At 32.6% G+C, this 25,773-nt stretch carries 22 protein-coding genes; 3 read left to right on the top strand and 19 right to left on the bottom strand.

What is annotated here, in order from left to right; all coding sequences use genetic code 11:
- Positions 1–40: 40 nt before the first annotated feature.
- The 14 genes from GJV77_RS11265 to GJV77_RS11200 all read right to left on the bottom strand — a co-directional run bounded on the left by GJV77_RS11265 (position 41) and on the right by GJV77_RS11200 (position 18,384).
- Positions 41–1,933, bottom strand: a complete 1,893-nt coding sequence (locus tag GJV77_RS11265) for a DUF349 domain-containing protein (RefSeq protein WP_155036461.1) — start codon at positions 1,931–1,933, stop codon at positions 41–43.
- 155 nt (positions 1,934–2,088) lie between these two features.
- On the bottom strand, positions 2,089–2,826 hold the full coding sequence (locus tag GJV77_RS11260) for a shikimate dehydrogenase family protein (RefSeq protein ID WP_155036460.1): 738 nt from the start codon (positions 2,824–2,826) through the stop codon (positions 2,089–2,091).
- 118 nt (positions 2,827–2,944) lie between these two features.
- Entirely contained in the window at positions 2,945–4,336 is a 1,392-nt protein-coding gene (locus GJV77_RS11255) for a tetratricopeptide repeat protein (RefSeq protein WP_155036459.1), read from the bottom strand.
- Positions 4,337–4,374: 38 nt separating this feature from the next.
- A complete protein-coding gene (locus tag GJV77_RS11250; protein WP_155036458.1) occupies positions 4,375–5,568 on the bottom strand; it encodes an aspartate aminotransferase family protein in 1,194 nt (397 codons plus the stop codon).
- Between the two features lie 23 nt (positions 5,569–5,591).
- The gene (locus GJV77_RS11245) at positions 5,592–7,355 is read right to left on the bottom strand and encodes an OstA-like protein (RefSeq protein ID WP_155036457.1); all 1,764 of its coding nucleotides are present in this window, start codon (positions 7,353–7,355) and stop codon (positions 5,592–5,594) included.
- Between the two features lie 121 nt (positions 7,356–7,476).
- The gene (locus GJV77_RS11240) at positions 7,477–8,748 is read right to left on the bottom strand and encodes an adenylosuccinate synthase (RefSeq protein WP_155036456.1); all 1,272 of its coding nucleotides are present in this window, start codon (positions 8,746–8,748) and stop codon (positions 7,477–7,479) included.
- 27 nt (positions 8,749–8,775) lie between these two features.
- On the bottom strand, positions 8,776–9,243 hold the full coding sequence (locus GJV77_RS11235; protein ID WP_155036455.1) for a Fur family transcriptional regulator: 468 nt from the start codon (positions 9,241–9,243) through the stop codon (positions 8,776–8,778).
- A gap of 166 nt (positions 9,244–9,409) precedes the next feature.
- Positions 9,410–11,629 (bottom strand): RelA/SpoT family protein, encoded by a 2,220-nt coding sequence (locus GJV77_RS11230; RefSeq protein ID WP_155036454.1) that lies wholly within the window; start codon positions 11,627–11,629, stop codon positions 9,410–9,412.
- Positions 11,630–12,097: 468 nt separating this feature from the next.
- On the bottom strand, positions 12,098–12,892 hold the full coding sequence (locus tag GJV77_RS11225) for a TrmH family RNA methyltransferase (RefSeq protein ID WP_155036453.1): 795 nt from the start codon (positions 12,890–12,892) through the stop codon (positions 12,098–12,100).
- 4 nt (positions 12,893–12,896) lie between these two features.
- Positions 12,897–14,231 (bottom strand): DUF58 domain-containing protein, encoded by a 1,335-nt coding sequence (locus GJV77_RS11220; RefSeq protein ID WP_155036452.1) that lies wholly within the window; start codon positions 14,229–14,231, stop codon positions 12,897–12,899.
- A 14-nt stretch (positions 14,232–14,245) separates the two neighbouring features.
- On the bottom strand, positions 14,246–15,244 hold the full coding sequence (locus tag GJV77_RS11215) for an AAA family ATPase (protein ID WP_155036451.1): 999 nt from the start codon (positions 15,242–15,244) through the stop codon (positions 14,246–14,248).
- A gap of 11 nt (positions 15,245–15,255) precedes the next feature.
- Positions 15,256–16,572: a hypothetical protein gene (locus tag GJV77_RS11210; RefSeq protein ID WP_155036450.1), complete on the bottom strand. Its 1,317-nt coding sequence runs from the start codon at positions 16,570–16,572 to the stop codon at positions 15,256–15,258.
- 2 nt (positions 16,573–16,574) lie between these two features.
- Complete coding sequence (locus tag GJV77_RS11205) at positions 16,575–17,354, bottom strand: DUF4129 domain-containing protein (protein WP_155036449.1); 780 nt, start codon at positions 17,352–17,354, stop codon at positions 16,575–16,577.
- 61 nt (positions 17,355–17,415) lie between these two features.
- Positions 17,416–18,384, bottom strand: coding sequence for a stage II sporulation protein M (locus tag GJV77_RS11200; protein WP_155036448.1), 969 nt, complete (start codon positions 18,382–18,384; stop codon positions 17,416–17,418).
- 22 nt (positions 18,385–18,406) lie between these two features.
- Between GJV77_RS11200 and GJV77_RS11195 the strand changes: the two genes are divergently transcribed.
- Positions 18,407–19,141, top strand: coding sequence for an RDD family protein (locus tag GJV77_RS11195; protein ID WP_155036447.1), 735 nt, complete (start codon positions 18,407–18,409; stop codon positions 19,139–19,141).
- A 255-nt stretch (positions 19,142–19,396) separates the two neighbouring features.
- Here GJV77_RS11195 and GJV77_RS11190 read toward each other — a convergent pair whose 3' ends face one another.
- From GJV77_RS11190 to GJV77_RS11175, 4 genes are read right to left on the bottom strand one after another with little or no spacing between them, the layout of a single operon-like run.
- Positions 19,397–19,915, bottom strand: coding sequence for a mechanosensitive ion channel domain-containing protein (locus tag GJV77_RS11190; RefSeq protein WP_155036446.1), 519 nt, complete (start codon positions 19,913–19,915; stop codon positions 19,397–19,399).
- Positions 19,915–20,502, bottom strand: coding sequence for a Maf family nucleotide pyrophosphatase (locus GJV77_RS11185; RefSeq protein WP_155036445.1), 588 nt, complete (start codon positions 20,500–20,502; stop codon positions 19,915–19,917). Before GJV77_RS11185 ends, GJV77_RS11190 begins: the two co-directional genes overlap by 1 nt.
- A 17-nt stretch (positions 20,503–20,519) precedes the next feature.
- Positions 20,520–21,047 (bottom strand): KdsC family phosphatase, encoded by a 528-nt coding sequence (locus tag GJV77_RS11180; protein WP_155036444.1) that lies wholly within the window; start codon positions 21,045–21,047, stop codon positions 20,520–20,522.
- On the bottom strand, positions 21,047–21,796 hold the full coding sequence (locus GJV77_RS11175; protein ID WP_155036443.1) for a Rossmann-like and DUF2520 domain-containing protein: 750 nt from the start codon (positions 21,794–21,796) through the stop codon (positions 21,047–21,049). Before GJV77_RS11175 ends, GJV77_RS11180 begins: the two co-directional genes overlap by 1 nt.
- 60 nt (positions 21,797–21,856) lie before the next feature.
- Here GJV77_RS11175 and GJV77_RS11170 point away from each other — a divergent pair, with 60 nt between their 5' ends.
- Positions 21,857–22,246, top strand: a complete 390-nt coding sequence (locus GJV77_RS11170) for a group III truncated hemoglobin (protein WP_155036442.1) — start codon at positions 21,857–21,859, stop codon at positions 22,244–22,246.
- Between the two features lie 54 nt (positions 22,247–22,300).
- On the opposite strand, the gene GJV77_RS11165 is transcribed toward GJV77_RS11170, so the two are convergent.
- Positions 22,301–23,719: a TlpA family protein disulfide reductase gene (locus GJV77_RS11165; protein ID WP_155036441.1), complete on the bottom strand. Its 1,419-nt coding sequence runs from the start codon at positions 23,717–23,719 to the stop codon at positions 22,301–22,303.
- A 175-nt stretch (positions 23,720–23,894) separates the two neighbouring features.
- Between GJV77_RS11165 and GJV77_RS11160 the strand changes: the two genes are divergently transcribed.
- The gene (locus GJV77_RS11160; RefSeq protein WP_155036470.1) at positions 23,895–25,511 is read left to right on the top strand and encodes an ABC-F family ATP-binding cassette domain-containing protein; all 1,617 of its coding nucleotides are present in this window, start codon (positions 23,895–23,897) and stop codon (positions 25,509–25,511) included.
- Positions 25,512–25,773: the final 262 nt, after the last annotated feature.

Raw genomic sequence — 25,773 nt, 5'->3', positions numbered from 1 at the left:
GATAGCCCCTTTTTAATTTGTTACGTAATTACGTTTTAGACTATTGATTGATGTTTTTTAGTTGATCAAGTTTGTCTTGCCAGATTCTTAAGTCATCTTTAAGTTTATCAATGTTCTTTTTGACTTCTTTTACAAAGCTATTATTATCAGAAGGATTTTGAATATAAGCAAGATTGTTTTCTAACTGTATAATATCATTGTTCACTTCATCGACTTTCTTTTGAATAAAATTCGCTTCTTGTTGTAACATCTTTTTGTCTTTAGACTCTAAGATTGCTTCAAGTTTATTGTTGAATTTTACAGCCTCTGTTTCTCTGCGACTCATATTGAGTTGATCAAATAGGTGATCGAGCACTTTATTAAACTTACCCTCTATAAAACGTTTGTTTTGTGGAATACGCCCAAGCGTCTTCCAATTCTTGATGTGATTGCGGATTTCGTCTAAATCTGTTTTATGATCTCCAGATAACTGGAAAGTTTTCATTAAATCAAGATATTCTTTTTTGCGTTCGTAGGCTTCTAGTTCTTCTTGGTTTTCTTGGTTTCGAATACTGTGTAAACGATCAAAATAATGATTACAAGTATCTCTAAATTCCTTCCAAAGAATATCCGAATACTTACGAGGAACATGACCTATTTCTTTCCAATCATTTTGGATTTTTTTCATAATAGGCGTCGCCGTAGCAAAATCTTCACTGTCTCTGTATTGTTTTGCTTTCTCAATAAGAGCGACTTTCTTAGCGTAATTATCTTGTTGTTCTTTTTTTAATGTTTTATAGAACTTGTTTTTATTTGAATTAAAATTTCTAGTTGCTAGCTTGAATAGATCCCAAACTTCGTCGTTATTTTCACTGGGTACTTTTCCTATAGCAAAAAATTTGTTTCTAAGTTCTTCGATTCTAGCAATCTCTTTTTGCCATTGGTTATGGTTATTGATTGTTAGTTTTGATATTTTATCTATCTCACTTATAATTGCTACCTTTTGAGCTAGGTTTTGACGTTCTACTAATCTCAGTTTATCTAATAAATTCTCTCTTTTTTCATGAAGTAGGCGAGTGATTTCACTAAATTGCTCCCAGATTTGTTCTCTATATTCTCGCTCAACAGGCCCTATTTCTTCTCTCCAAATACGGTGTAAGGTTTGTAACTCACGAAAGGCTTTTATTGTATCTTCTTCTTGTAACAATTCTTCTGCTCTAGTAATAATCTTCTGTTTTTGTTCAAGATTGTGTTTAAAGTCTAAGTCTCTGGATTCTCTGTCAAGATGTAGTTGATCATAGAAACGCTCTATTTGGAAATGATAGTTATTCCAAACGTGATTGTATTTGTCTCTTGGAATAGCTCCTGCATTTTTCCATTCGTCGCGCAGGTCATTTAATTGTTTTAAAGCATCGTTTATACCATCATTGTCATCAATTATAGCTTTAATACTTTCGATAATGTCTAAGCGCTTTTTATAATTGGTATTTAATTTATTCTGTTGGTCTTTAAAGAAAGAGTTTTTCTTATCTCTGTAAACATTATAGTATTCTTCGAATTCTGTTTTTATTGGTAGATTGAATTCAAATTCTGTATCATTTGCATCTGGATTCTCCTCAAAGAATATTTCTTTCTTTTCATCTATTAAGTCTTTGTACTTACGTGTAAAGACTTTTTTAATCTCTTCTACGTGATCTTTTATTTCACTTATTTTGTGAAGTCTAGTTAACTTGTGAAGCTCTTTAGTTAGGTGTTCTAGGTCAAAAGAGTCATAGTCTTCTAATGGAATATGATTGTGATCATGTCCTTCATGATTTTCACTTTCTTCTGCGTTAGAAGCATTAATGGAATCTATAGCCTTTTCTTTATCCGTTGGGACAACCATATTAATTTGTGATTCCTGTGATTGTCCATCTGCTGGCTTATGCAGGTTATCAGTCTCTTGATTTAACATAATTAAGTTGTTTAAAGTTTAACAATGAATTAATTATAATGCTTACTCTCAAATTTAGTAAAAAAAAATCAAAAAACATTGAAAATTAGGCAATTCCTCTTAATGTGTATAGTGAGTTGTTTTTAAAGTATGTGAAATCGAGAAGTGCCTTTCTGTTATCTATTCCATATTTTCCAAGCTTTCTCAGCTTGTAATACGAGCATTTCATATCCATTCTTAGTTACGGCACCCTGTTCTTTTGCTAATTTAATAAACGTTGTTTCCTCTGGATTGTAAATAAGATCAAAAGCAATGTGTTTCGGGCTGAATAGGCTGTAATCTAAATCGGGTTTATTTTCTATATTCGGATAGGTTCCTAAAGGTGTTGTATTAATAATGATAGTGTACTTCTGCATCAGATCAGCAGTGATTTCATCATAGGTTATTGTTTGCGATGTTTTCTCTCTGCTAACTACTTTATATTTTATTTTCATTTTTTCAAGTGCAAATTTTACTGCTTTACTAGCTCCACCTGTCCCTAGTATAAGTGCACGTTTGTGATGAAATTTTGCAATAGGTTGTAGTGAGTGATAGAAACCGTACCAATCGGTGTTATACCCTTTTAGTTTTCCTTTTTTAGTAAAGCGAATAGTGTTTACTGCCCCTATTTTTTTTGCCGTTTTTGAAAGGTTGTCTAATAAAGGGATGATTTCTTCTTTATAAGGGATTGTCACATTAAATCCTGATAAAGATTTTTGTTTATCTATGACTGTTTTGAATTCGTTTATATCGCTAATATCAAAATTTTCATAGCTACAATTTGTAAGGGTATTCTTTTTAAATTTTTTAGCAAAATAGTTTCTTGAAAATGAGTAGTCTATATTTTTTCCAATTAATCCGTATCTCTTTATCATTTGATTTATAAGTTCTTTTATTTATGCATTTGTAAATGCATAGTTAATCATTTATTTTAAATTTTTTAAACAAAAAAAAGCTACTCAATAGTTGTGAGTAGCTTTTCTGAAATATGAATTAATTAAAGTTTTTAATCGTATTTTGAATAAATGGATTTTCCCAATGTATTGGAAAGAATGATTTGATGATTTCTTTCTTGTCAAAATCTTTGTGTAAGGCTTGTTCTAAATATTTCGTTCCTTGTTCAAATTCATTTATTGTAATGTATAATACAGCTAATCGATATAGTACATCGGCATTCTCACTATCAAAACTGATTGCTTGTAAAAGTTTTAGAATAGCATCATCATATTGTCCCAATACGTATAACGTATCTGCCCAACCAATCCAATGTTCTATTATATTATTGCCTAATTCTGCTGCTTTTTGATATCCTTTTTCTGCCTCCTTAAAGTTTAACAAGGTTTTGTTTAAGACAGCATATCTTAGCCAGTATCGATCATTAAATTCATCTATACTTATTGCTTTATGAAGGTATATTAAAGCTTTTTCGTATTGTTGTTCTTTGATTGAAATATCGGTTAATGCTAGCCAACCTTTATCAAGTAAAGGGTCTTCGTGTACAGCTCTTTTGTAGTACTCCATCGCTTGAGGGAAATTGTTTATCACCTCATAACAAATACCTATACGCAATAGAACATAAGAAGTAGGGTCGTCAAGCTCGAGTGTGATTACATAGTTTTCGATAGCTTCTTTATATTTTTTAAGCTTTTCTAGTGACTTACCTTTTTCTAAATACGCACCTAAGAATTGATCGTCAATTAATGTAGCATAATCAAACGCCCAAACTGCTTTTGTATAGTTTTTTAGGGTATAATACTGTCTTCCTAATTGATGCCATGCAATCTCACTATAAGGCTTTTTATCAATATAACTTGTTAAAAAGTCAATTGCCTCGTTGTGTTCTGATAAAAAGTCAAAACAATAGATTACATTATATAGTGCTGATTGATCTTCTTCGTCATTCTCTAGGCAATTGATAAAGCTATCTTTTGCTAGTTCTATTTCGTCAAGTAATAGGTACTCCATACCTAGTAGTGAGTGCACATCTGCTAGATCTTCTGTTAAGGTCAATGCCTTCAGTAAAGAGGTAACTGCATCTTGATGATTCCCTTTTTTAGAGTAGACAGTTGCTCTTTGAATATGTACTTCATCATTGGAAGGATCTACTTCTTCTATTTGATCAAGTAATCTATCTGCTGCTTCTAGTTTATTCTGGAATACTAATAATTCTACTTCTACTAGTTTTAAATTAGTAGAATTTGGATGCTGTTCTAAGGCTAACTTCAAGGCTTTTTTAGCTAAAGTTAGCTTACCTGAATCTAAATAATGAAGAATGATATTTTCAAATTCTTCTGAGTCAAAGAATAATACCTTATTCGTTTTCAACATTGATTCAAAACGAGATAGTGTTAATTTATATTCTTCCTCTTCGTTATCTAAATGCATGTTTATATTATTTGTATAATTTGTATGTGAATTAGGTTTTAAAGCCCTAATTCTTGTTGTACTTCATTTAGCGCTTCTATTATCATAGCGCAACCTTCTTCTATCTCTGCTTCACTTATTGTTAGGGGAGGGGTAATTCTAATAGCTTTTCCTTCAAATAATAGCCAGAACAAAATAACTCCTTTTTCTTGACATTTTATTATCACTCGATTAGTGATGTCTGCATTTGGGGTCATTGGGGCAAGCATTAACCCTCTTCCTCTAATTTCAGTAATTAATGGGTGAACTAAGAGTTTACGGAATAACTTTTCTTTTACAAGTGTTTGTTCCATTAGGTCTGTTTCAACTAATTCCTTAAGGGTAGCTAAACTTGCTGCAGCGATCACTGGATGTCCTCCAAATGTTGTGATATGACCAAATTTTGGGTTGTTATATAATTGGTTCATGTGTTCATCACTAGCAGTAAATGCTCCTACAGGCATCCCTCCACCCATTCCTTTTCCCATAACTATAATGTCTGGTACAACATCGTAGTTTTGAAAACCAAATAGCTTACCGGTTCTCCCAAAGCCAGGTTGTATTTCATCAACTATCATTAGAGCGCCTACTTCTTCACATCGCTGTTTTACTTTTTTCAAAAAACCATCGAAAGGCTCTACAAAACCTGCACCCCCTTGTATTGTTTCTAATATAATTCCAGCTGTTTTGGTTGTTATTTTTTGCAAGTCTTCAACATTGTTAAAGTGAATGAAATCAACGTCTGGTAATAAAGGTCTGAAGGCTCTTTTTCGTTCTTCAAATCCCATCACGCTCATTGACCCCATCGTATTGCCATGATAAGCATTAAAGCACGAGATTAACTGACTTCTACCTGTAACTCGTTTTGCTAATTTTAAAGCTCCTTCTGTTGCTTCTGTTCCTGAGTTTACTAAGTAAGTTTTGTTTAATGGAGCGGGTATATTTTCTGCTAGTAGTTTACAAAACTCGACTGCAGGATCTTGTATATATTCGCCATAGACCATTACATGTGAATACTTGTCCAATTGATCTTTGATGGCTTGATTTACTTTAGGGTGCTGATGTCCTAATGTACATGCAGATACTCCTGCTACAAAATCAAGGTACGGCTTGTTATTTATGTCGTATATATAAGTTCCCTTTGCATGTGATACTTGCATTCCTATTGGATTAGGGGAAGTCTGTGCTTGATATTTTAAAAAATCAGTTTTCATTTCGTATTGTATTAATAACCTACTTACTTAACGACTTCAATGGTTTCTTGACTTTTCTTTACGCGCTCTTGTCTTTGTTGATTGCGTGAGATTGAAGTGTTAGGTTGTCTGATATTTTTTTGTTGTTCAGTCTTATGAGAATTATTATCTTTTAGTAAATTATCACCCGTAGATTCTGCTTCTATAGTTTCTTTTTGAACTTCTATTGGTGCGTTGAATTGGTGTTGTTTTTTCTTGATTTCTTCTAGGATTAGTTTTTCTTCATCTAGTTCTTCTTGAGGGAAGATATCTTTTAATCCATTAATTCGCTCTTCTCCACGATATTCAAAACCACGTAATTTACGGGCATTCTCAGGCAAATAGTCATCTGGGTATAGGGTGCTCGTCGGAGCAACTAATCTTGATGCTGTTGCTATTTTATTATCTTCAAAAGTTACATTGATGTGACTACAAATTCCTTTATCTATTCCGATAAATTCATTCTTTTCATTGTACATATAATAGACAATTTCAGCATTTTTGATGACATCAATTTCACTGATTTTATTGTCTTTAAACTTTCCGTATAGATTTACTCCTTTTATTTGGTTATATCCTGTGCCAACAGTATCTCTCTCAATGACAAAAGCGTCTTCTAGCACCTTTAAAGAGTCCATCTTCTCTGTTTCGATATCACTTATTAAGTGCATTAATTTTCCGGATAACTGGCTTTCTCCATTCCATAGAATTGGTCTGCCAATCATTTGAGTCAATCCTGTTTGTTCACTTGTGTGTATTGAATCAGCTTTACCACTTAGACTATCTCGTAATATTCTAGCTCCTTTGTAAGCTTTGATGACACGTTGCTTTTCTTTACCTGTTAAAGTTATTATTTTAGCATGTAAATACACGGTATCGTTTAATTCATTCTCTTTTTTGACTAGAGGTTTTTTAGTGATATAAATCGAGTCTTTACTCTTGTGCATTTCTGCATAGTGACTAGTGATAATCGCTTTGTTTATCGTATCTGTGATAGTCACATTGTAGGAAGCAGAGGCAAAGTCTTTAAGCTTAGAATAATAAATGGAATCTGCTTCTAGTTTTCGTTGATCATACCAAATGTATGAGTTCTTTAATAGTTTGCCTATATCTTGGTTTACATCATAGAACCCATTTTCTGTATAGATGAAATCTTCTTTATTTGTAATGGTAGAAGGTCCGTAAACATAAGCATGTTCAGGAACTTCATAATAGTCTAAGTGGTTAGATTTTACGATTGTCTCATTTTCTGTTGTTATTTTGACAGCGTTCGTAAATTGAAATTTCTTTTCTTGACTATAATATTTTCCTTTGTCACTTTCTAAGATGTTTCCTTTATTGGTGATTTTAGCGTAGTTATCATAATACACTAGGTTTTGGTTTCTATCAAATTTAAGAGTATCAGTTGATAGGGTAGAGTCTGGTGAACGAAGTTCTACATCTCCCTGAGCATAAGCAAAACCATTAAGAGCATTGTACTCGGCATATTTACTATCTAATGATAACGTGTCTTGTTGTACTATATGTACATTACCGAATAATTTAAGGTATTCTTCATTTCTAAAGTAATATGCTTTATTACACTGCATGGTCATACCATCGTGCTCAGCCAATATATTCCCTGTTAGAATTACGGCATTTGGCAATAATTCTTCATTAATATCAGAGCGATCTGCATGGTGAATAATAATCTTATCCTTATTAGGCGTTTGGCTAAAACTTAGTATAGTGAAGAGTAAAAGTATAAATGATATAGGTAGTGCTCTCAAGTCTTAATTTTTTTTCAAATTTAAGTAAAAAATATGAACAAAGATTTTAGTTGTGAATAAATTATAAGTTACCTATATAAAGCAAAAAACACTTCCGAAGAAGTGTTTTTAGATATTTTGATTATTTTGCGATAGTCTGTGTTCTATCTGGACCTACAGAAACTATTTTTACAGGTACTTCTAGTTCTTTCTCAATAAACTCGATGTACTCTTTTAATTCTACAGGTAGTTCCTCATAAGAAGTCATTCCTGTTAAGTCTGCATTCCAACCTTTTTTCTCAACATATACTGGCTCTACGTTTTCTGGTTCAATGTTGAATGGTAAGTGATTAATTTCTTCACCGTTGTATTTGTATTTTGTACAAACTTTTAAAGTGTCAAATCCTGATAATACATCACCTTTCATCATGTATAATTCTGTCACACCATTTACTTCTACCGCATATTTAAGCGCTACAAGGTCTAACCAACCACAACGTCTAGCTCTTCCTGTAACTGAACCAAATTCACGTCCTACATTTGCCATAGTAGCACCAACTTCATCGTGCAATTCTGTAGGGAATGGTCCACTACCTACACGTGTTGTATATGCTTTGAAGATACCAAATACGTTTTTTACTTTATTTGGAGGTACTCCTAAACCTGTACAAGCTCCAGCTGCAGTAGTATTAGAAGAAGTAACGAATGGATATGTTCCAAAGTCAATATCTAATAAAGACCCCTGAGCTCCCTCTGCTAGAATTGATTTTCCTTCTTTTAGTGCCGTAGTGATATAGTGCTCACTATCGATAAAAGTTAGTTTTTTCAACTGTTCTACAGAAGCGAAGAATTCTTCTTCTAATTCTTTTAGGTTGTATTGAAGATCCACATCGTGGAATTTAATCATTGCTTCGTGCTTATCTGCTAACGTACGGTAGCGTTCAGCGAAATCTGCTAGTTCAATATCACCAACGCGCAATCCATTTCTACCTGTCTTGTCCATATAAGTTGGACCGATACCTTTAAGGGTAGAACCAATTTTCGCTTTACCTTTAGCTGCTTCAGATGCTGCATCTAATAATCTGTGTGTTGGTAAAATTAAGTGTGCTTTTCTAGATATAAGTAAGCGGTTATAAATATCAATATTGAATTTCTCTAAACCTTCAATTTCTTTGATAAAAACAACAGGGTCTATAACTACTCCGTTTCCAATTATGTTTATTGCGTTTTTGTGGAAAATTCCTGAAGGAATCGTTCTTAAAACGTGTTTAATTCCGTCAAATTCCAAAGTGTGTCCAGCATTTGGTCCACCTTGAAAACGCGCGATGATATCATACTTAGAGGTTAAAACGTCTACGATTTTACCTTTTCCTTCATCACCCCATTGTAGGCCTAGTAGTAAATCTACAGTCATTGTTTGTGTTGTTAAATGTTCTAATAATTAGTTGCTTTCGTTTTCAGAACCTTCTTCTGGCTTTCTTCTTGTACCATAGAAATATAGAGAATGGTTATGAATATCGATATTAAAAATATCTTCTATTGTCTTTTTAATAGTTTGAATTCGTGGATCACAAAATTCTACTACTTCTCCTGTGTCTGTAATAATGATGTGATCGTGTTGTTTGTCAAAATAAGACTTCTCATAATGTGCTTGGTTTTGTCCAAACTGATGACGTCTTACTAATCCACATTCCAACAGAATCTCAATTGTATTATACAGCGTAGCTCTACTTACACGGTAGTTTTTATTTTTCATTTTGATGTACAATGATTCGATATCAAAATGTTCTTCACTATCGTAAATTTCTTGTAGTATGGCAAATCTCTCAGGAGTTTTGCGATGTCCTTTATCTTCTAAGAACTTTGTAAATACGTTTTTAACTATTTCTTGATTTTTTTCACTTCCCATATCAAAAATAACTTAGATGCAAATATATAGCTATTTTTATTTTAATCATATAAAACTACATACTGAACACTTATTAAGCAATAATTATTATTTATAACAAGGTAAATAGAGTGGTGTTGAATTAGATTATTTTCTATAATGAACTCCTAATTAGCGTTAGTATTGACTAATTAGGGTTAATTCTACTTACCTTTTCGATTCCTTCTATTTTCTTAATGTTTTGAATCATTTTTTTCAAAATGTCATTGTTTGGTACAATTACAGTTATAGCACCTTTGAATATACCAGCATCTTCACTTAATGAAATGCTTCGAATATTACTTACTTTACTCTCCATAATGATTTTAGTAATCTCTGATGTAAGTCCTGCCGAATCTAGTCCTGTAATGTTAATTGTAGCTTCAAAATTAGCTGCTTTTGAAGAATCTACCCACTGGGCTATTAATATACGGTATGCATAGTTTGATCGCATGCTTATTGCATTTGGACAATCTGTACGATGTACCTTGATTCCTTCATTAATTGTGATAAAACCAAAAACATCATCTCCTGCAATAGGGTTACAACATGAAGCTAGTTTGTAATCCAGTTTTTCTTTGTCTTTTCCAAAGACTAACAGATCTGGAATCTTCGCATCACTCGCCTCAGTGTTCATTGTAGGAATAGATGGTGCACGTTTAATTGTCTTCTTGAAGAAGTTAAACAGTGTATTGTTTCTATTTGAAGCAAATTCTTTTAATTGTGCATTGTCAATTACACCAGCACCTATACGATAGAATAGATCTTGACTTGTTTTTAGTTTAAAGTGTACAACCATTTCATTAATCACTTTTTCATCTAAATTGACTTTTAAGTGTTTTAACTTGCGTTGCAGTTGCTCTTTACCGTCATCTGCTATTTTTTTGGTGTCCTCATTTAAAGCACTTTTGATTTTGTTTTTTGCTCTTGAGGTAGTGACATAGTCTAGCCAACTGACACTTGGTTTCTTGGTTTCAGAGGTTATTACTTCGACCTGATCACCACTTGATAATACATGGTTCAGTGGTACAAGTTTACCGTTTACTCTTGTTCCTCTAGTGCGCAGACCTAGCTCTGAGTGAATAGAGAAAGCAAAGTCTAAGGCAGTTGCTCCTTTTGGCAAGGATTTAATCTCACCTTTAGGGGTAAATATATAAATTTCCTTGGCATATAGACTTAGTTTGAAATCTTCAACAAAATCAACAGCGTCTGTCTCAGAGTTTTCAAGTGCTTCTTTTAATTGATTAAGCCATCTATCTAAGCTGTTTTCTTCTGTTACTCCTTGTTTGTATTTGTAATGAGCAGCATAACCTTTTTCGGCGATCTCGTCCATTCGCTCACTTCGGATTTGTATTTCGACCCATCTACCTTTTGGTCCCATCACAGTGATGTGTAGTGCCTCATACCCAGTCGATTTAGGTGACGAAATCCAATCTCTTAGTCTGTTTGGACTAGGGCGGAAGTGGTCTGTCACTATAGAGTATATTTTCCAGGCTAAGAACTTTTCTTCGTGTGGTGTGGAATTATAGATTATTCGCAGTGCAAATTTGTCATATACTTCGTCAAAGGTTACATTCTGAGCCTTCATTTTACGGCGAATTGAATAGATCGATTTAGGTCGTCCTTTCATCGAGTAACTGATTTGCTCTTCATCTAGAGACTCTTTTAGAATGTCTGATACAGTTTTGATATAAGCTTTTTGTTCATCTTCGGACTCCTGCATTCTATTTACAATATCCTTGTAAATTCTCGGTTCTGTATATTTTAACCCTAGATCTTCAAGTTTTGTTTTGATGTTAAATAGACCCAATCGATGAGCTAATGGGGCATAGATGTACAAAGTTTCTGAAGCAATCTTAGCTTGCTTGTAATCTACCATACTTTCCATCGTCTGCATATTGTGTAGACGGTCAGCTATTTTGATTAAGATTACACGTACATCATCGTTTAATGTTAATAACATTTTACGATAGTTTTCCGCTTGCATTGAGATATGTGGATCTGGTTCTAAAGTTGCCATTTTAGTCAAACCTTCGACAATTTTAGCTATTTTAGGATTGAACCATTCTTCTATCTGCTTTACTGTAATATCAGTATCTTCAACTACATCATGCATTAAAGCCGAAGCAATAGAAGTTGCTCCAAGTCCGATTTCGGAAGCTACAATTTTAGCCACAGCAATAGGGTGGAAGATGTACGCTTCTCCCGATTTTCGTCTTTGGTCTTTATGAGCTTCTACAGCTACATCAAATGCTTTGCGAATCAGTTTTTTATCGTCATCATTCAGCGTTTGGTAACTTATTTTTAGTAACTCTTTATACTCTTTTGCAATTGCTTTGTTTTCTAATTCGATTTCTGCCTCTGTCATAAAAAAAATAATCTCTTATATCAATCTATTATCTATACTAAATATATGAAAAAAAATCATTTGTTTACGAATAATAATCGTGTAAAATATTTAAGTTTGGTATTTAATTATTAGTAAATGTTGATTGTCTGTTCGTTGAAGTGAGTATTTTTTTAAATTACTTGTGGAGAATCTGCTTATTTGATTGATTTTTTTTCAATCTTATTCTGTCCTTTAGAGTTGCATTTTTGGGGTATTCCTCATTTGGATAGCGTTGGCTTGCTGATTATAGCGGATTTGTTGCAGTAAACGTTAGGTTTACTTGCCCCAGAAGTTTTTTTTGCGAAGAATACCTCAAGCATACCTCAAGCATACCTCAAGCAAACTGCACGCATCTTAGTATCAAAGCGATAAGAATGTTAAAAGAAGGAAAAAAAATACCTCAAGTAATCCATTTACTTGAGGCTTATAATAAGAAACATGGACTTTCTATTTAAAATCTCTTTGTCTTTTGGCTTCAAAAAGAAGAATGGAAGCGGCAACAGAAACATTCATTGAGTCAATAACTCCACTCATAGGAATGATGATGTTCTTTGTGCTAGCATTTCTCCAAGGTTGTGTTAGGCCTGTTGCTTCCGTACCGACAACAAAAGCTGTTGGCTGGGTATAGTCTCTCGTGTGGTAGCTCGTAGAATCTTGTAAAGTCGCACAATAGATATTAATATTTTTTGCTTTGAGATATTCAATTGTTTCTTCCGTACTAGCCATAGCGATTTGATTGGTAAAGACGCAACCTACACTAGATCGGATTACATTAGGATTGTACAAATCACTTTTTGGATTAGCAATGATAACAGCGTCTATATTAGCAGCATCTGCTGTACGTAAGATAGCTCCTATATTTCCTGGCTTTTCTGTAGCTTCTGCTACTAGGATAATAGGGGTGTCAGACAGTTTTAAATCCTCTAAGTTTAATGATTTTGTTTCTGCGATAGCAAGTACTCCTTCAGTTGTATCTCTATAGGCTAATTTTTGATAGACCTCTTTAGATATTTCGATAAGTTCTGTCTTATGCGATAGGTGAGGGGCTAGCTGGTCCTTTGAGATTATATCTGTCTGATATAGCAGGGTCGTTAATTGGTATCCTCCTTTGATTGCTAATTCTATTTCACGAAGTCCTTCAATTACAAAAGTACCAGATTGACGTCTGTTTCTTGATTTTTCTTGTAATTGTATTATACTTTTAATAAAGCTGTTCTGAGGACTTTCTATTCTTTTAATCATTGTCTTATAAGGTTCCTTTTGCCTTGATTTCTAAATATTTATTAATGGTGTTAATCGATAAATCTTCTGGTTTTGTTAGTACTGACAAGATACCATATTTAGTTAATTCATTAACGATTAATCGTTTTTCAAAGTTAAATTTTTCTGCAATAATTTTATCAAAAATTTCATCTGTATTCTGAGCTTTTTTATCAGCTAGTTTGCTTAACTCTGTATTTTCGAAAAAGACGACTAATAACAAGTGATTTTTAGCAATAGCTCTTAAGTATTTGAGTTGTCTATTGAGATTAGACATAGACTCAAAGTTGGTATATAAGATGATTAAACTTCTGTGGGTGATATGGCGTTTAATCTGGTTATAAGCAATACCAAAGTCACTTTCTGAAAAGTTAGTGGTTACACTATAGAGTGATTCAATGATTTGATGTAGGTGAGTCTTTTTATTATTAGCAGCAATATGGTTGTCTACTTTGTTTGAGAAAGTCATCATTCCTACGCGGTCATTTTTCTTGATGACCACATTCGATATAGCTAAAGTAGAATTGATAGCGTAGTCAAGTAATGTCATTCCATTGAAAGGCATTTGCATGTTTCTGCCTTTGTCAATAATACAATAGACGTTTTCTGTGTTTTCGTCTAAGTATTGATTGACCATTAGATTGTTTTGTTTGGCAGTAGCTTTCCAGTTAATTGTCCGTAAATCATCACCAATGACATACTCTTTGATTTGTTCAAACTCTGTAGTTTGTCCAATTTTTCGTAACTTCTTTAGACCAAAGGCAAACTTGTTTTTTGAAAAGGCAATTAAGTCGTATTTCTTCATTTGGATAAAAGAAGGATAACAAGCTAAATTATCTTTGTCAGAAAAGGAATATCGCTTTGCTACTAATTTTAAAGGAGAATTAATATATAGGTTTAGTTTACCGAATTGATATACCCCTCTTTTGGTTGGTCGTAGTTGATATTCAAAATTCTTAGAAGATTTAGATTTTAGGCTTTCTATAAATGAAAAATCTCTTTTTTGAAATTGAAAAGGTATCTCGTCAATAATTTGACAGTTGATAGTGAATGAATAATTGTTTTCAATAGAGATAAGAACAGTGTTATCGTCTCCATTAGAAAGTTTTTCTGGGAGATTTCTCGTCGCAATAATTTGATTCTTACCGGCAAATAAAGCAAAAATATCCGCTAGGATAACAATTAAAAATATCCATAAAACAATCCATACCAAGCTAAAAAGATTGGGTACGAAAAAAGATAGTATGAATAGAATGATGATACCTCCTAAGCCTATGTAAACTCTATTTAATAGGTATAGCTGGTTGAATATATTAAACATAAATAGGTGTTTAGTTATCTTGGAATATCAATAGATTCAATGATTTGAAGGATGATGTCTTTTGTTGTCATTCCCTCCATTTCTCTTTCTGGAGATACAATAACTCTGTGTTGCAATACAGGGAAAACAGCCTCCTTGATATCTTCTGGTGTGACAAAGTCTCTTCCGTTAATAGCAGCGAAAGCTTTTGAAGCATTAAGAATAGCAATTGATGCACGTGGTGAAGCTCCTAAATAAAGCAACGGATTTGTACGTGTATTAGCTACAATTTTAGCAATGTATTCTATTAAATTTTTCTCAATAATAATTTCTTTTACAACTTTCTGCAAGTTGATTAACTCTTCAGGAGTAATTACTTTATTGATTTTTTCAAGTTTAGTTTGGTGAAGTAATTGATGCTCTTTCTGAATAATTTCGATTTCTTCTTCTAAATTTGGGTAGTCAATATTAATCTTGAATAAGAAACGGTCAAGTTGAGCTTCAGGTAATCGGTAGGTACCTTCCTGTTCGATAGGGTTTTGTGTAGCAATTACTAAGAAAGGAGCTTGCATGGTGTAAGTATGCCCATCAATTGTGATTTGTCTTTCTTCCATTACTTCGAATAAGGCAGCTTGTGTTTTGGCAGGAGCACGGTTAATCTCGTCAATTAATATCATATTTGAAAAGATAGGTCCTTTTTTGAATTCGAATGTATTGTTTTGTAAGTTGAATACAGACGTTCCCAAAATATCAGAAGGCATTAAGTCTGGTGTAAATTGTATACGGCTGAACCCCATATCGATTGTTTGTGAGATTAATTTAGCCGAAAGGGTTTTCGCTACACCAGGGACTCCTTCTAGTAATATATGTCCATTCGCTAATAAGGCAGCAAGAATTTGATTGATTGTTTTATCTTGACCAACGATGACTTTAGCGACTTCACGTTTTATTTCGCTTATACGTTGTGATAGTAAGTGAAGGTCTATTCTTGATTCGAATTGAATGTTATCAGTATTTTGATTTGTATTTTCCATAGTATTTTTATTTAGTCAATTATTTTATCTGTTAAGTTATTTAGTCTAATTAAGTCACCTTCTCCCGCAGGGTGCTTAGCATTTTTAAAGGCATTGACGAAGTTAACATATGCAATGATATCTTCTTTGTTTTTATTGGTTTTGATATGCATGCTTTCTACAAATTTGTCATCGAGTTGAGAGGTATCAATCCAATATAGTCTACGGAGCTTTTCTAAGGTGTAGATGATACTTTTGTGCATTGCATCTGAATAGTCCTTGTTTTGAATATATAGACTAGATACAGTCTTGGTAAATTCGATAGTTGTATTAGTTAGTGGTGAAATAATAGGTATTATTCGCTGTTTACGTTTGACTGTAAACAAAACGAAAAGACCTAAAGTAATGAAGCAAAAATACCAAGCCCATCGAAGCTCTTCATTTTTTAAGATAAAACTAAGTAAGGGTTGATCTTTCTCTCCGTATAAATTATCATAATCTTTGTCGGTCATGAAATAGGTGTAATTTTCACTAGGTAAGTAGGAGAGTACGCCTTCTATATAAAGATGGTTGTTGCTTTTTAATAGGTTGTAGTTTGTAAAGATAATAGGATCAGTTCCTAGAATCAGCTTTCCTTTTCCATATTTATATTCAATAAGATTAGGGAGTTTTACTCCATCGTCAAAGTATTTATACCCTAGTACTCTTACCTTATTAACGATTGAGTCACTAACTGTGAAATATTGATTGTTTAGATTTTCAATTGCAAAGCGTTGTTTTGTTATTGTATTATTGGTCAGTGAAATAGATTTAGTTGATGAATTTGGATAGTAGTTTGCTTTAATCGGTAATTGAAAATTTTCTTCATCGTAATAATCTTGTAAAGTTTCAAACATGACTATAGTATTTCCGTTAGCAACGTATTCCATAATATTAGCCAATAAGTAAGTATCCATATATGATTGGTTTTGGATACTAATTATGGACGTTTTATTCAGGAAGTCCTCTTTGAAATTACGGTAATCCCATGACTGAATATATTCCGATTCATATTCATTAGATACATCCTTCTCTTGAGCATGTTCCGTTTGAGAAGCTTTAACTTCATCAGAATAATCTAAATAATCACTTATGAAATCATATAAATTAGGACCAGTATGTTCAATGTTTTTGTTTTTGAACAGATAGTCTATTTCTTGATCTAAAATATATAGACCATAAGGGTTTTTATCAGAGATACTATATGATTCGTTCCAATTGATAGGCTCTCTTTTATTTTTTTGGAAGATAAAAATAACAACTATTAACAAACCAAAAGCTAATAGGATTTTTTTTAATGAATTATCCATGATTAGTTGGTTTTTAAAGTTTGATCAAAAGCATTTTTTGCTTTCATAAATTCTTCTTTGGTAATTTTATGTTCTCCATACCAGATATGGTTGTATAAATAAGATAGGTATTGAAACTGCTCTTTTGTACTGGTATCTTTTATTTCATTATAATAATCTGTATTTGTTTTTTCTATATGCCATTCAATTATTTTCTTCTCTTGTAATTGTTGTAATAGCCATAGGTAGTAAAAGCGAATACAAATACGGTATTCATTTTGTTGAGTCATTTTTTGAACTAAAGCAGAAAAATCGGTATTTACAATATCATTTTCTGCTTGTTCTAGCATTATGTTGATGTTTTTGGATTTACGTTTGAATCCCCAATAAATATCTTTTTGTATAAATGCTCTAACGACATAATAGATGATCAATAGGAAGAAAAAGATCCCTAATACTCTTAAGATTTTTCCTGTGGTATTGATTGTTTCGTAGCTAATATCCATCGGTCTAAATAATCGAGCAAAAAATTCGTCAATAGATTTTAATAGCCTTTGAATAAAGTTATCTTCCTTAGTAGAGTCATCTTTACTATAATCAAAATCAGCATCATTTAAGTACTTCCTTTTGAAATTTGATTTGAACTTAGACACCTCCAAGGAGGAATTATGATCTACCTGTATAGGAGATACGTAGGTAGTATCTTTCTTTTTTATGATTACTTCTTGTTGACTGAATGCAAAAGGTGCAGATAATAGGAAAACAAGTAAGATGAGGTTGTTATATGTTTTGTAAATACGCATTGATAATTAGGGTTCTAATAGGTAATAGAATATATTTACTTATTGATAATAAAATCAGAGTTTATTTAATTGCTACCATTTTTTTATGTATCACAAAGGGATAGATGAAGAAATAGTAGATGATAAGACCTAATGTACCAAATATGATAAGATAGTTAAGTACATCAGGCATTTCTTTGGCGTATCTGGTAATGAAGCCTTCAATGAACCCTGCGGCGATGGTAAAAGGGATTGTCGCTATAAATATTTTTAGTCCAGCTTTAAAACTTATTTTGAAAGAGTTTATACGTGAGAATGTTTTAGGAAATAATAATCCAGCTCCAAAGACGAAACCAGCAAAGGCTTCTAGGATCATAGCTGTAATTTCCATAGCTCCATGTAACCATATTCCTCTAAAGCTATCCATGAATGCATTTTGTTGGATGAACATGTATTGAAAAGTTCCAATCATAATTGCATTATAAAAAAGGAAAACAAGAGTACCTATTCCTGCAAAAATACCAAAGACAAAGAAGCGTAAGCCTACATAGAGATTGTTGAATGTGATACCTATGAAACTTCCCCAATTACTACCCGACTTATATACCCCCATGACATCGTCATTCTTGATGTTGTCCAAGGTCATATTTACATAAGAATCTCCCAATACCGTACGAGTAAAGTTCATATCGTAATGTGTAGAAATTACACCAATAGCTGTTAAGATAGTAAAGGCTAAAACGGCAAATTTTAAATAATTTCTATACTCATAAATAGTCAATGGAACCTCTGTTTTAAAGAAGTGTACGATTCTATTTTCTTCAATTCGTTTCGTTTTATAAATTTTTTGATAGGTTTGTACTGCTAAATTGTTAAGATATTGTGTAACTTTACTTTTTGGATAAAAGGTCTGAGCATATGCTAAATCATTCATGATCTGAATGTACATATCGGCTAAATAATCAGGCTTTTGATATTGATTTGAATAGATAACCTGTTCAAATGCTAACCATTGGGTCTTATTTTGTTTTATAAAAGCAACTTCGCGCATGAAGTGAAAGTTTTGAAAATTTATGGCTAATTTAACAATAAATACAACACAACACATACAATTAGAGTTTAAAAATGCAGCAGTAGGTCAGCGAATGCTTGCATTTCTTTTGGATAGTACATTCAAGTTTTGTTACATACTAATTGTAGGGAATTTTTTAGACTCTTCAAACATATTATCAGGGTTTGAGGATAGTTGGTCTCGAGGAGCAATTGGTATTTTATTTTTTCTCCCCGTTATTTTTTACTCTGTTTTTTTTGAGAGTATTTTACAAGGATTTACACCTGGAAAAAAAATAATGAAGATAAGAGTAATTAAGATTGATGGGTATCAAGCAACAATATTGGATTATACAATTCGTTGGATAATGAATCTTGTAGATGTTTATATGCTAAGTGCGCTTATCGGACTAATTTCTATTTCCTCGACTAAGAAACAGCAGCGTATAGGAGATATGCTAGCAGGAACAGCTGTTATTTCATTTAAAGACCGTATCAATTTATCTGCGACTATATTTCAAGAGGTTGAAGACAGCTATGAACCTATTTATAAACAGGTATTGAATCTAAGTGATAATGACGTGCGTATAATCAAAGAGACTTATCGTAGATATTTAGAAAAAAGAGATGCTAAGTTGCTACAACAACTTGTAGATAAGGTAAAAGGGGTGATGGGAGTAGAGACCTATAATTTTACTGATCAAGGGTTTATACAAGTTGTACTTAAAGATTATAATTATTTGACAGCACGACTTTAATATTGTCTAGTATTCTAGGAATGAAAGTTTATTGTACTGAAAAAAGTAATAAAAGAAAACGCGAGACTTGAACTGAAGTCTCGCGTTTTTATTAAAATAGTAAACTATTTTAAAAGTATAAATATAAAATAATTATGAAAAAGCTTAATTATAAAAAGGCTAGTTATAGATTGTATCGAATAGCTAGCCTTTAATCACTACCATTTGACTAATAAAACCAATAAGTAGTATTCAATTACTGTGCCAATATTTATATTAGCTTATAATTTCGTCCTCTGCTTTTTTGACAATGACAATTCCTTTTTGCAGAAGTAAACTATTCGGGTAGGAGATAGTTTCATTTTCATTAGATAAGATTATGGTACAAAAGGCTTTTATATCTATAATAGTACCTTCAGTAGGGAAGTCTTTGTCTTGTATTTTGATGACATCACCTATTCGAAATGGAAAAGAAAAGAAAAGCATAATACCAGCAGTGATATTACTTAATAAAGACCACTGTGCAAACATTGCTACACCTATTACAGTAAAAACAGAGGTAAGTGTTAGCATAAAGTTTTCTGGTTCTACTCCCCATACCGTAAGAATAAGTATAGCAAATAACATAATCAACAACATATTGAATAATCTAATAACTAGAATAACTCTATTGTCTTTTCGTTTTTCTTTGTTAGAAAAAGAACGAATGATATAAGAAGTCAGTTTTCTACATGGGATGTATAAAATGATAATAGCAATAGTAATAACTATTTTAGGATAATAGATCTGTAACATTAGTGTTGTATAAAAGCTAATAATTCTTGTACTAATTCAGTGGTTGGTAGCCCCACAATATTGGTGTATGAACCTTCAATACTTGAAATTCCTACTAAGCCAATCCATTCTTGAATACCATAAGCCCCAGCTTTGTCATAAGGTTTATAATTATCGATATAATGGATAATCATTTCATCTGTAAGTGAAATAAACTCAACAGTAGTGATACAGTTAAATAGTTTTGTTTTTTCTTCACTTCGCAAACAAACTGAAGTAATCACTTCGTGTTTTTTACCACATAGCCCTTTAATCATTTCAAAAGCCTCTTCTCGATTAATAGGCTTTCCTAAGGAAGTATTGTTATTCCATACTGTGGTATCACTCGTAATGATAATTTCATTACTGCTTTGTAAAGGAATAGCCTCGGCTTTTGCTAAAGCAATAAAATCTGTAATTTCCTCTCGTGTTAAATGTTCAGGATACGATTCATCAATATCAGAAGCTCTAACTGTAAAAGGAAGTTTAAGGTCTTCTAAGTATTGTTTGCGTCTAGGAGATTTAGAACCTAGGATTAGTTGATAATCTTTAAATATATTCGCTAACATGTAAAGCGTATTAATTATTAATCGTATTTAGCGTCAAAGTGTTGAAACCACTTTTGCTGTGTTTTCATGATTTGTTCAATTACATCGCGTACAGCACCTCTACCTCCATTTACATGAGAAGTATATTTAGCTATTTTCTTGATTTCAGGTACAGCATCTTGTGGGCAAGTAGGAAGAGCGACTAACTGCATCACGTGATAGTCAGGGATATCGTCCCCCATATAGAGTACTTGCTCAGCATCGAGGTTATATTTGCTTATTAATTGGTTATAAACAGCTACTTTATTACTAACCCCTAAATGGATTTCTTTAACTCCTAAATTTTCAAAGCGTTTGCGAACACCATCGTTACTACCACCAGAGATGATAAAAACGTTATATCCATTTTCTACAGCAGCTTTAATCGCATAGCCATCTCTTATATTCATAGCTCTTAATAATTCACCTTCTTGGCTTACGTGTACAGTTCCATCAGTTAATACACCATCTACATCAAATATAAATGTAGTGATGTCGTTCATGATTATTTTAAAGTGTTTTGACATTATTTATTAATTATTGAATTCGTAATGATTTGATATATTTCTTTTTTGTTGGAATCTTTCAACATTTCTAAGTGACGCTCAATAGTCTTTACATCACCTCTTATCGCAGGACCTGTTTGGGCATCTTTTGGGGATAATACCTGAAGTTTATCAGCAGTTTCAACAATTAGTGGTTTTAGTATGTCAAAAGGGACAGAATTTTCCTTGCAAATTTCTTCTGCTAATGAGCATAGGTGATTAGTGAAGTTATTTACAAATACAGCGGAAAGGTGAATCACTTTTCGTTGTTCTGAAGATATTTTGAACACTTTTTCAGTAAAGCAAATAGCAATAGTATCTAGTAGTTTGAAGTCTTCTGTATTAGAGGCTTCTAGGCAAAAGGGAACTTTATTAAAGTTGACTTCTTTGTCATATGAAAAAGTTTGAAGCATATAAAGTACACCTTTACGGTTAGTGTTCTGTATTTCATCAATAGGTTGTGTTCCAGAGGTGTGAACAATAAAAGCGTTGTTCAATACAACTGATTTAGATACTTCTGCAATAGCATCGTCACTTACTGCAATAATGAAAATATCTGCAGGTTCTAAAAGGTTTAGATCAGTTATAATTTGATTGTCAGTGACTAAGTCCGTAACTTTGTTTTTGTGTCTGGAGTAAACTTGTTGTAGTTTTAGGTTGTCTTGTTCTAAAATATTTAGAATAAGATGATGAGCTACCTTACCTGCTCCTAAAATAGAAATTGTAATCATAATTTGTTCTTAGCAAGTTTTTTCAATAGGGACAATTTTTGTAAAATTAAGCATTTTAAGATGAAAACAGATATAGAAAGTTTAGAAGATATCAAGTTGTTAGTTGATACGTTTTATGGAAGAGTACAAGACGATGAGTTAATCGGTCCAATCTTTAACGAGAAGTTAGCTGGTAGATGGCCTGAACACTTAGAAAAGATGTATAAGTTTTGGGAAACAATACTATTAGATGAATATACTTATCAAGGAAGACCGTTTCCTCCACATGCTCAATTAGCAGTAGACAGTGAGCATTTCGAAACTTGGAAAGCATTGTTTAACGCAACAGTAGATGAGCTATATCAAGGAGTGAAAGCAGATGAAGCGAAGTGGAGAGCTGAGCGTATGGCAGCAATGTTTTTGAGTAAGATTACATACTTTAGGGAGTTCAAAGGAAAGCCTTTGATGTAAGTATAATATAAGTTTACAGTTAACTATAACAAAAGAGGAAGAATAACAAGTCCGTTATTCTTCCTCTTTTGTTAGTAGTAAATGATCAATATTTTTATCAAATATATTTACAAATGCATTTCGAATGGTACCATCACTATTTAATACAAAACTACGTTGGATTTTTGTTATGATCCATTGATCTTTCATTTGATTGAAATCAGTACATCTTAACTCAATTAGATTTGGGTGATTGTATTTATTAACAAAATCGACCCACTCTTCGTGCTCTCCATCAATACAAACAGAGATTACTTGTACGTCAGGAGTATTTTCTAGTAGCTGAATTGCTCTTCGATGAGCTCCATCAGCATGACCTAAACTATTCTTTGTCCAAACAAACATTAGTGTAGGTTTAGAAATAATTCTGTTTATATGAATTGATTTACCTTTAATATTAACTAAAGGTACGTTAGGTAACCTTTTTTCATACTTTAGGTTTTGAACAGCCTCTTGAATTTTGATTAGCTCACTATGCTGTGTACTATCTGTAGATAATTCAAAGTATCTGTCTAGAAACTTGTCATTATTGTTTAAGTTCTGATCTTCTAATAAATAAACGAAAGCAATATTATCAAGAATAGCATTTTTAACTTTCTTATTTGCAATGAGAGTATCAACAATGTTTAATTTTTCGATATTTTTATCGAATTTGTTTTCAGCATCAAATTCTATCTCTGTTTCGTTGGTTGTTGCGTTAAGCATTATTGACAAGTATCGCGTATAAGAAGAGAAGCTAATCATGCGTTCATCATTATAGTCCACTTTCTTTCTGAAAGAATAGTAATCCTTTGGTAACTCTTGACGGATGTCCTGTTTTGTTCTAATATAATGGGCTATAGGATATATTTCTTTTTGAGAAAAGAAATACAAGTCTAGTTTAGCTTTGGCATATGAATCAAAATCATTTGACCAGTTAATCATTGTTTTGCTTCTTAAGTAATAGGTAGTTCTTGCTGCATGAGTAGAATCTAGTTTGCGCAAAAAGTCTTTTGGCCCTAAATCGTAGTTCTCATATTTAGCATTTTCATCTACTAGATTCTTCATGTTTAATGCCATCAAGAAGTTGTTTTTTTCAGCACCTCTACCTGAAAAGGTTACTGAATGGTCAAAATCCTTGGTGTTTAATCGTACATTAAGACTGTCATTTTTATCAATATAAATATATTGATATTCAGGTTTATGTCTGTAAATATACATTCCTGGAGTAATGGAGTCAAAATGATGAAAGAATTTATTGTTTTTATCTAGATACAAGGTGTCTAGTACATTATTATCCTTACAGAAGAGTACGTAATCACTATTAGGATTAAATATCTCACCTTGAAAGTAAGCACTATAGTCACTCTCTTCAAACTTCTTGGAGCAAGAAGCTAAAGTGAAAAGAATTAGTATAGGTAGAAGTAGTTGTTTATCTATAGATTGAATATTCATTGTGATTAAAAAAAGCCTGTTTTTTGGGTTTTTCTAAAGTTAGTGCAGTAACAAAAGTAAGTTTATAACATGGTAATTATCGTTAATAAGCTGTTAAAAAGTATTCGTAGCGAAGAGTTCATGTTTATTCAATAAAATTATTAATTTTGTGGACAATTTAAAACAAGAGATAATCATGTTAACAGTTTCGAATCTGTCCGTTCAGTTTGGTAAAAGAGTTTTATTTGATGAGGTAAACGTAACCTTTACACAAGGTAACTGCTATGGAATTATCGGTGCGAATGGGGCAGGTAAGTCCACATTTTTAAAAATATTATCAGGGGAGATAGATCCTACTTCAGGACATGTATCATTGGAGCCTGGTAAACGTATGTCTGTTCTTAATCAGAACCATAACATGTTCGACGAATATACTGTGTTAGAAACAGTAATGATGGGGAATAAGGTTTTGTATGAGGTTAAGAAAGAGATGGATGAATTATATCTTAACTATACAGACGAGAATGCGGATCGTATAGGTGAACTTCAGATTAGGTTTGATGAAATGGGAGGTTGGAATGCTGAATCAGATGCAGCTACTCTATTATCTAACTTGGGAATTAGTGAGGACTTCCACTATACACCTATGTTGGAAATGGATGCTAAATTAAAAGTACGTGTTTTATTAGCACAGGCTTTGTTTGGTAATCCAGATGTATTAATCATGGATGAGCCTACTAATGACCTTGACTTTGAAACTATCGCTTGGTTAGAGAACTTCTTGGCTAATTATGAAAACACTGTATTGGTTGTATCTCACGACAGACACTTCTTAGATGCAGTATGTACGCATGTATCAGATATTGACTTCGGAAAGATTAATCACTATTCAGGTAACTATACTTTCTGGTATGAATCAAGTCAATTAGCTGCAAAACAAAGAGCTCAGCAGAATAAGAAAGCAGAGGAGAAAAAAGCTGAATTAGAAGAGTTTATTCGTCGTTTTAGCGCGAACGTTGCAAAGTCTAAACAAGCAACATCACGTAAAAAAATGATTGATAAATTAAAACTAGATGATATTAAACCATCTTCTAGACGTTATCCAGCTATTATTTTTGATCAAGATAGAGAAGCTGGTGATCAAATATTAAATATTGAAGGATTGTCTGCTTCAATTGATGGGGATATTCTATTCAAAGATGTAAACTTAAATATGGCAAAAGGAGATAAGTTAGTTGTTATCTCTAAAGACTCTCGTGCTACAACGGCTTTTTACGAAATATTAAATGGAAATAGAATTGCAGATGGAGGTAAGTTTGAATGGGGAATTACAACTTCTCAATCATATTTACCTGTAGAAAACCATGAGTTTTTTGAAAATGATTTAACTTTAGTTGATTGGTTACGTCAGTGGGCAAAGACTGAAGAAGAACGTGATGAGGTGTATGTACGTGGTTTCTTAGGAAAAATGATTTTCTCAGGTGAAGAGGCGTTAAAAACAGGACGTGTATTGTCTGGAGGAGAAAAAGTACGTTGTATGTTATCACGTATGATGATGGTGCGTGCTAATGTGTTAATGTTAGATGAACCAACAAACCACTTGGACTTAGAGTCAATTACAGCATTCAATAATACATTGAAAAATTTTAAAGGAACAATTTTGTTAACAACACATGACCATGAATTTGCTCAGACTGTTGGGACTAGAATTTTAGAGTTGACACCTAATGGAGTTATTGATCGCTATATGACTTTCGATGATTATTTAGATGATCCAAAAGTAAAAGAGTTAAGAGCTAGCATGTACGCATAAGCTTAAGATTTATTATTAGTATAAAACGCCTTATCATTTCGATAAGGCGTTTTCTTTTTTGTTTATTGATAACTAGCCAGTTTGTAGTTGTCTAACATATTGAGTCAAGTGAACTAAGTTGATATAGAGTCCTTAATCCAGGAAATAATGAATGTAATTCGTGCTATTAATTATACCTTTTAATCCATGTACTACTAGTTATATAATTGGATGGTTGAGGTATTAAATCGTGAATTCAAGTTATAAATGCAACATTAGTCAT

The sequence above is a fragment of the Myroides pelagicus genome (assembly GCF_009711055.1).
Classification (GTDB): Bacteria; Bacteroidota; Bacteroidia; order Flavobacteriales; family Flavobacteriaceae; genus Flavobacterium; species Flavobacterium pelagicum.
The sequence above is the reverse complement of the archived record's forward strand: the minus strand, read 5'-3'. Positions and strand labels throughout refer to the sequence as shown.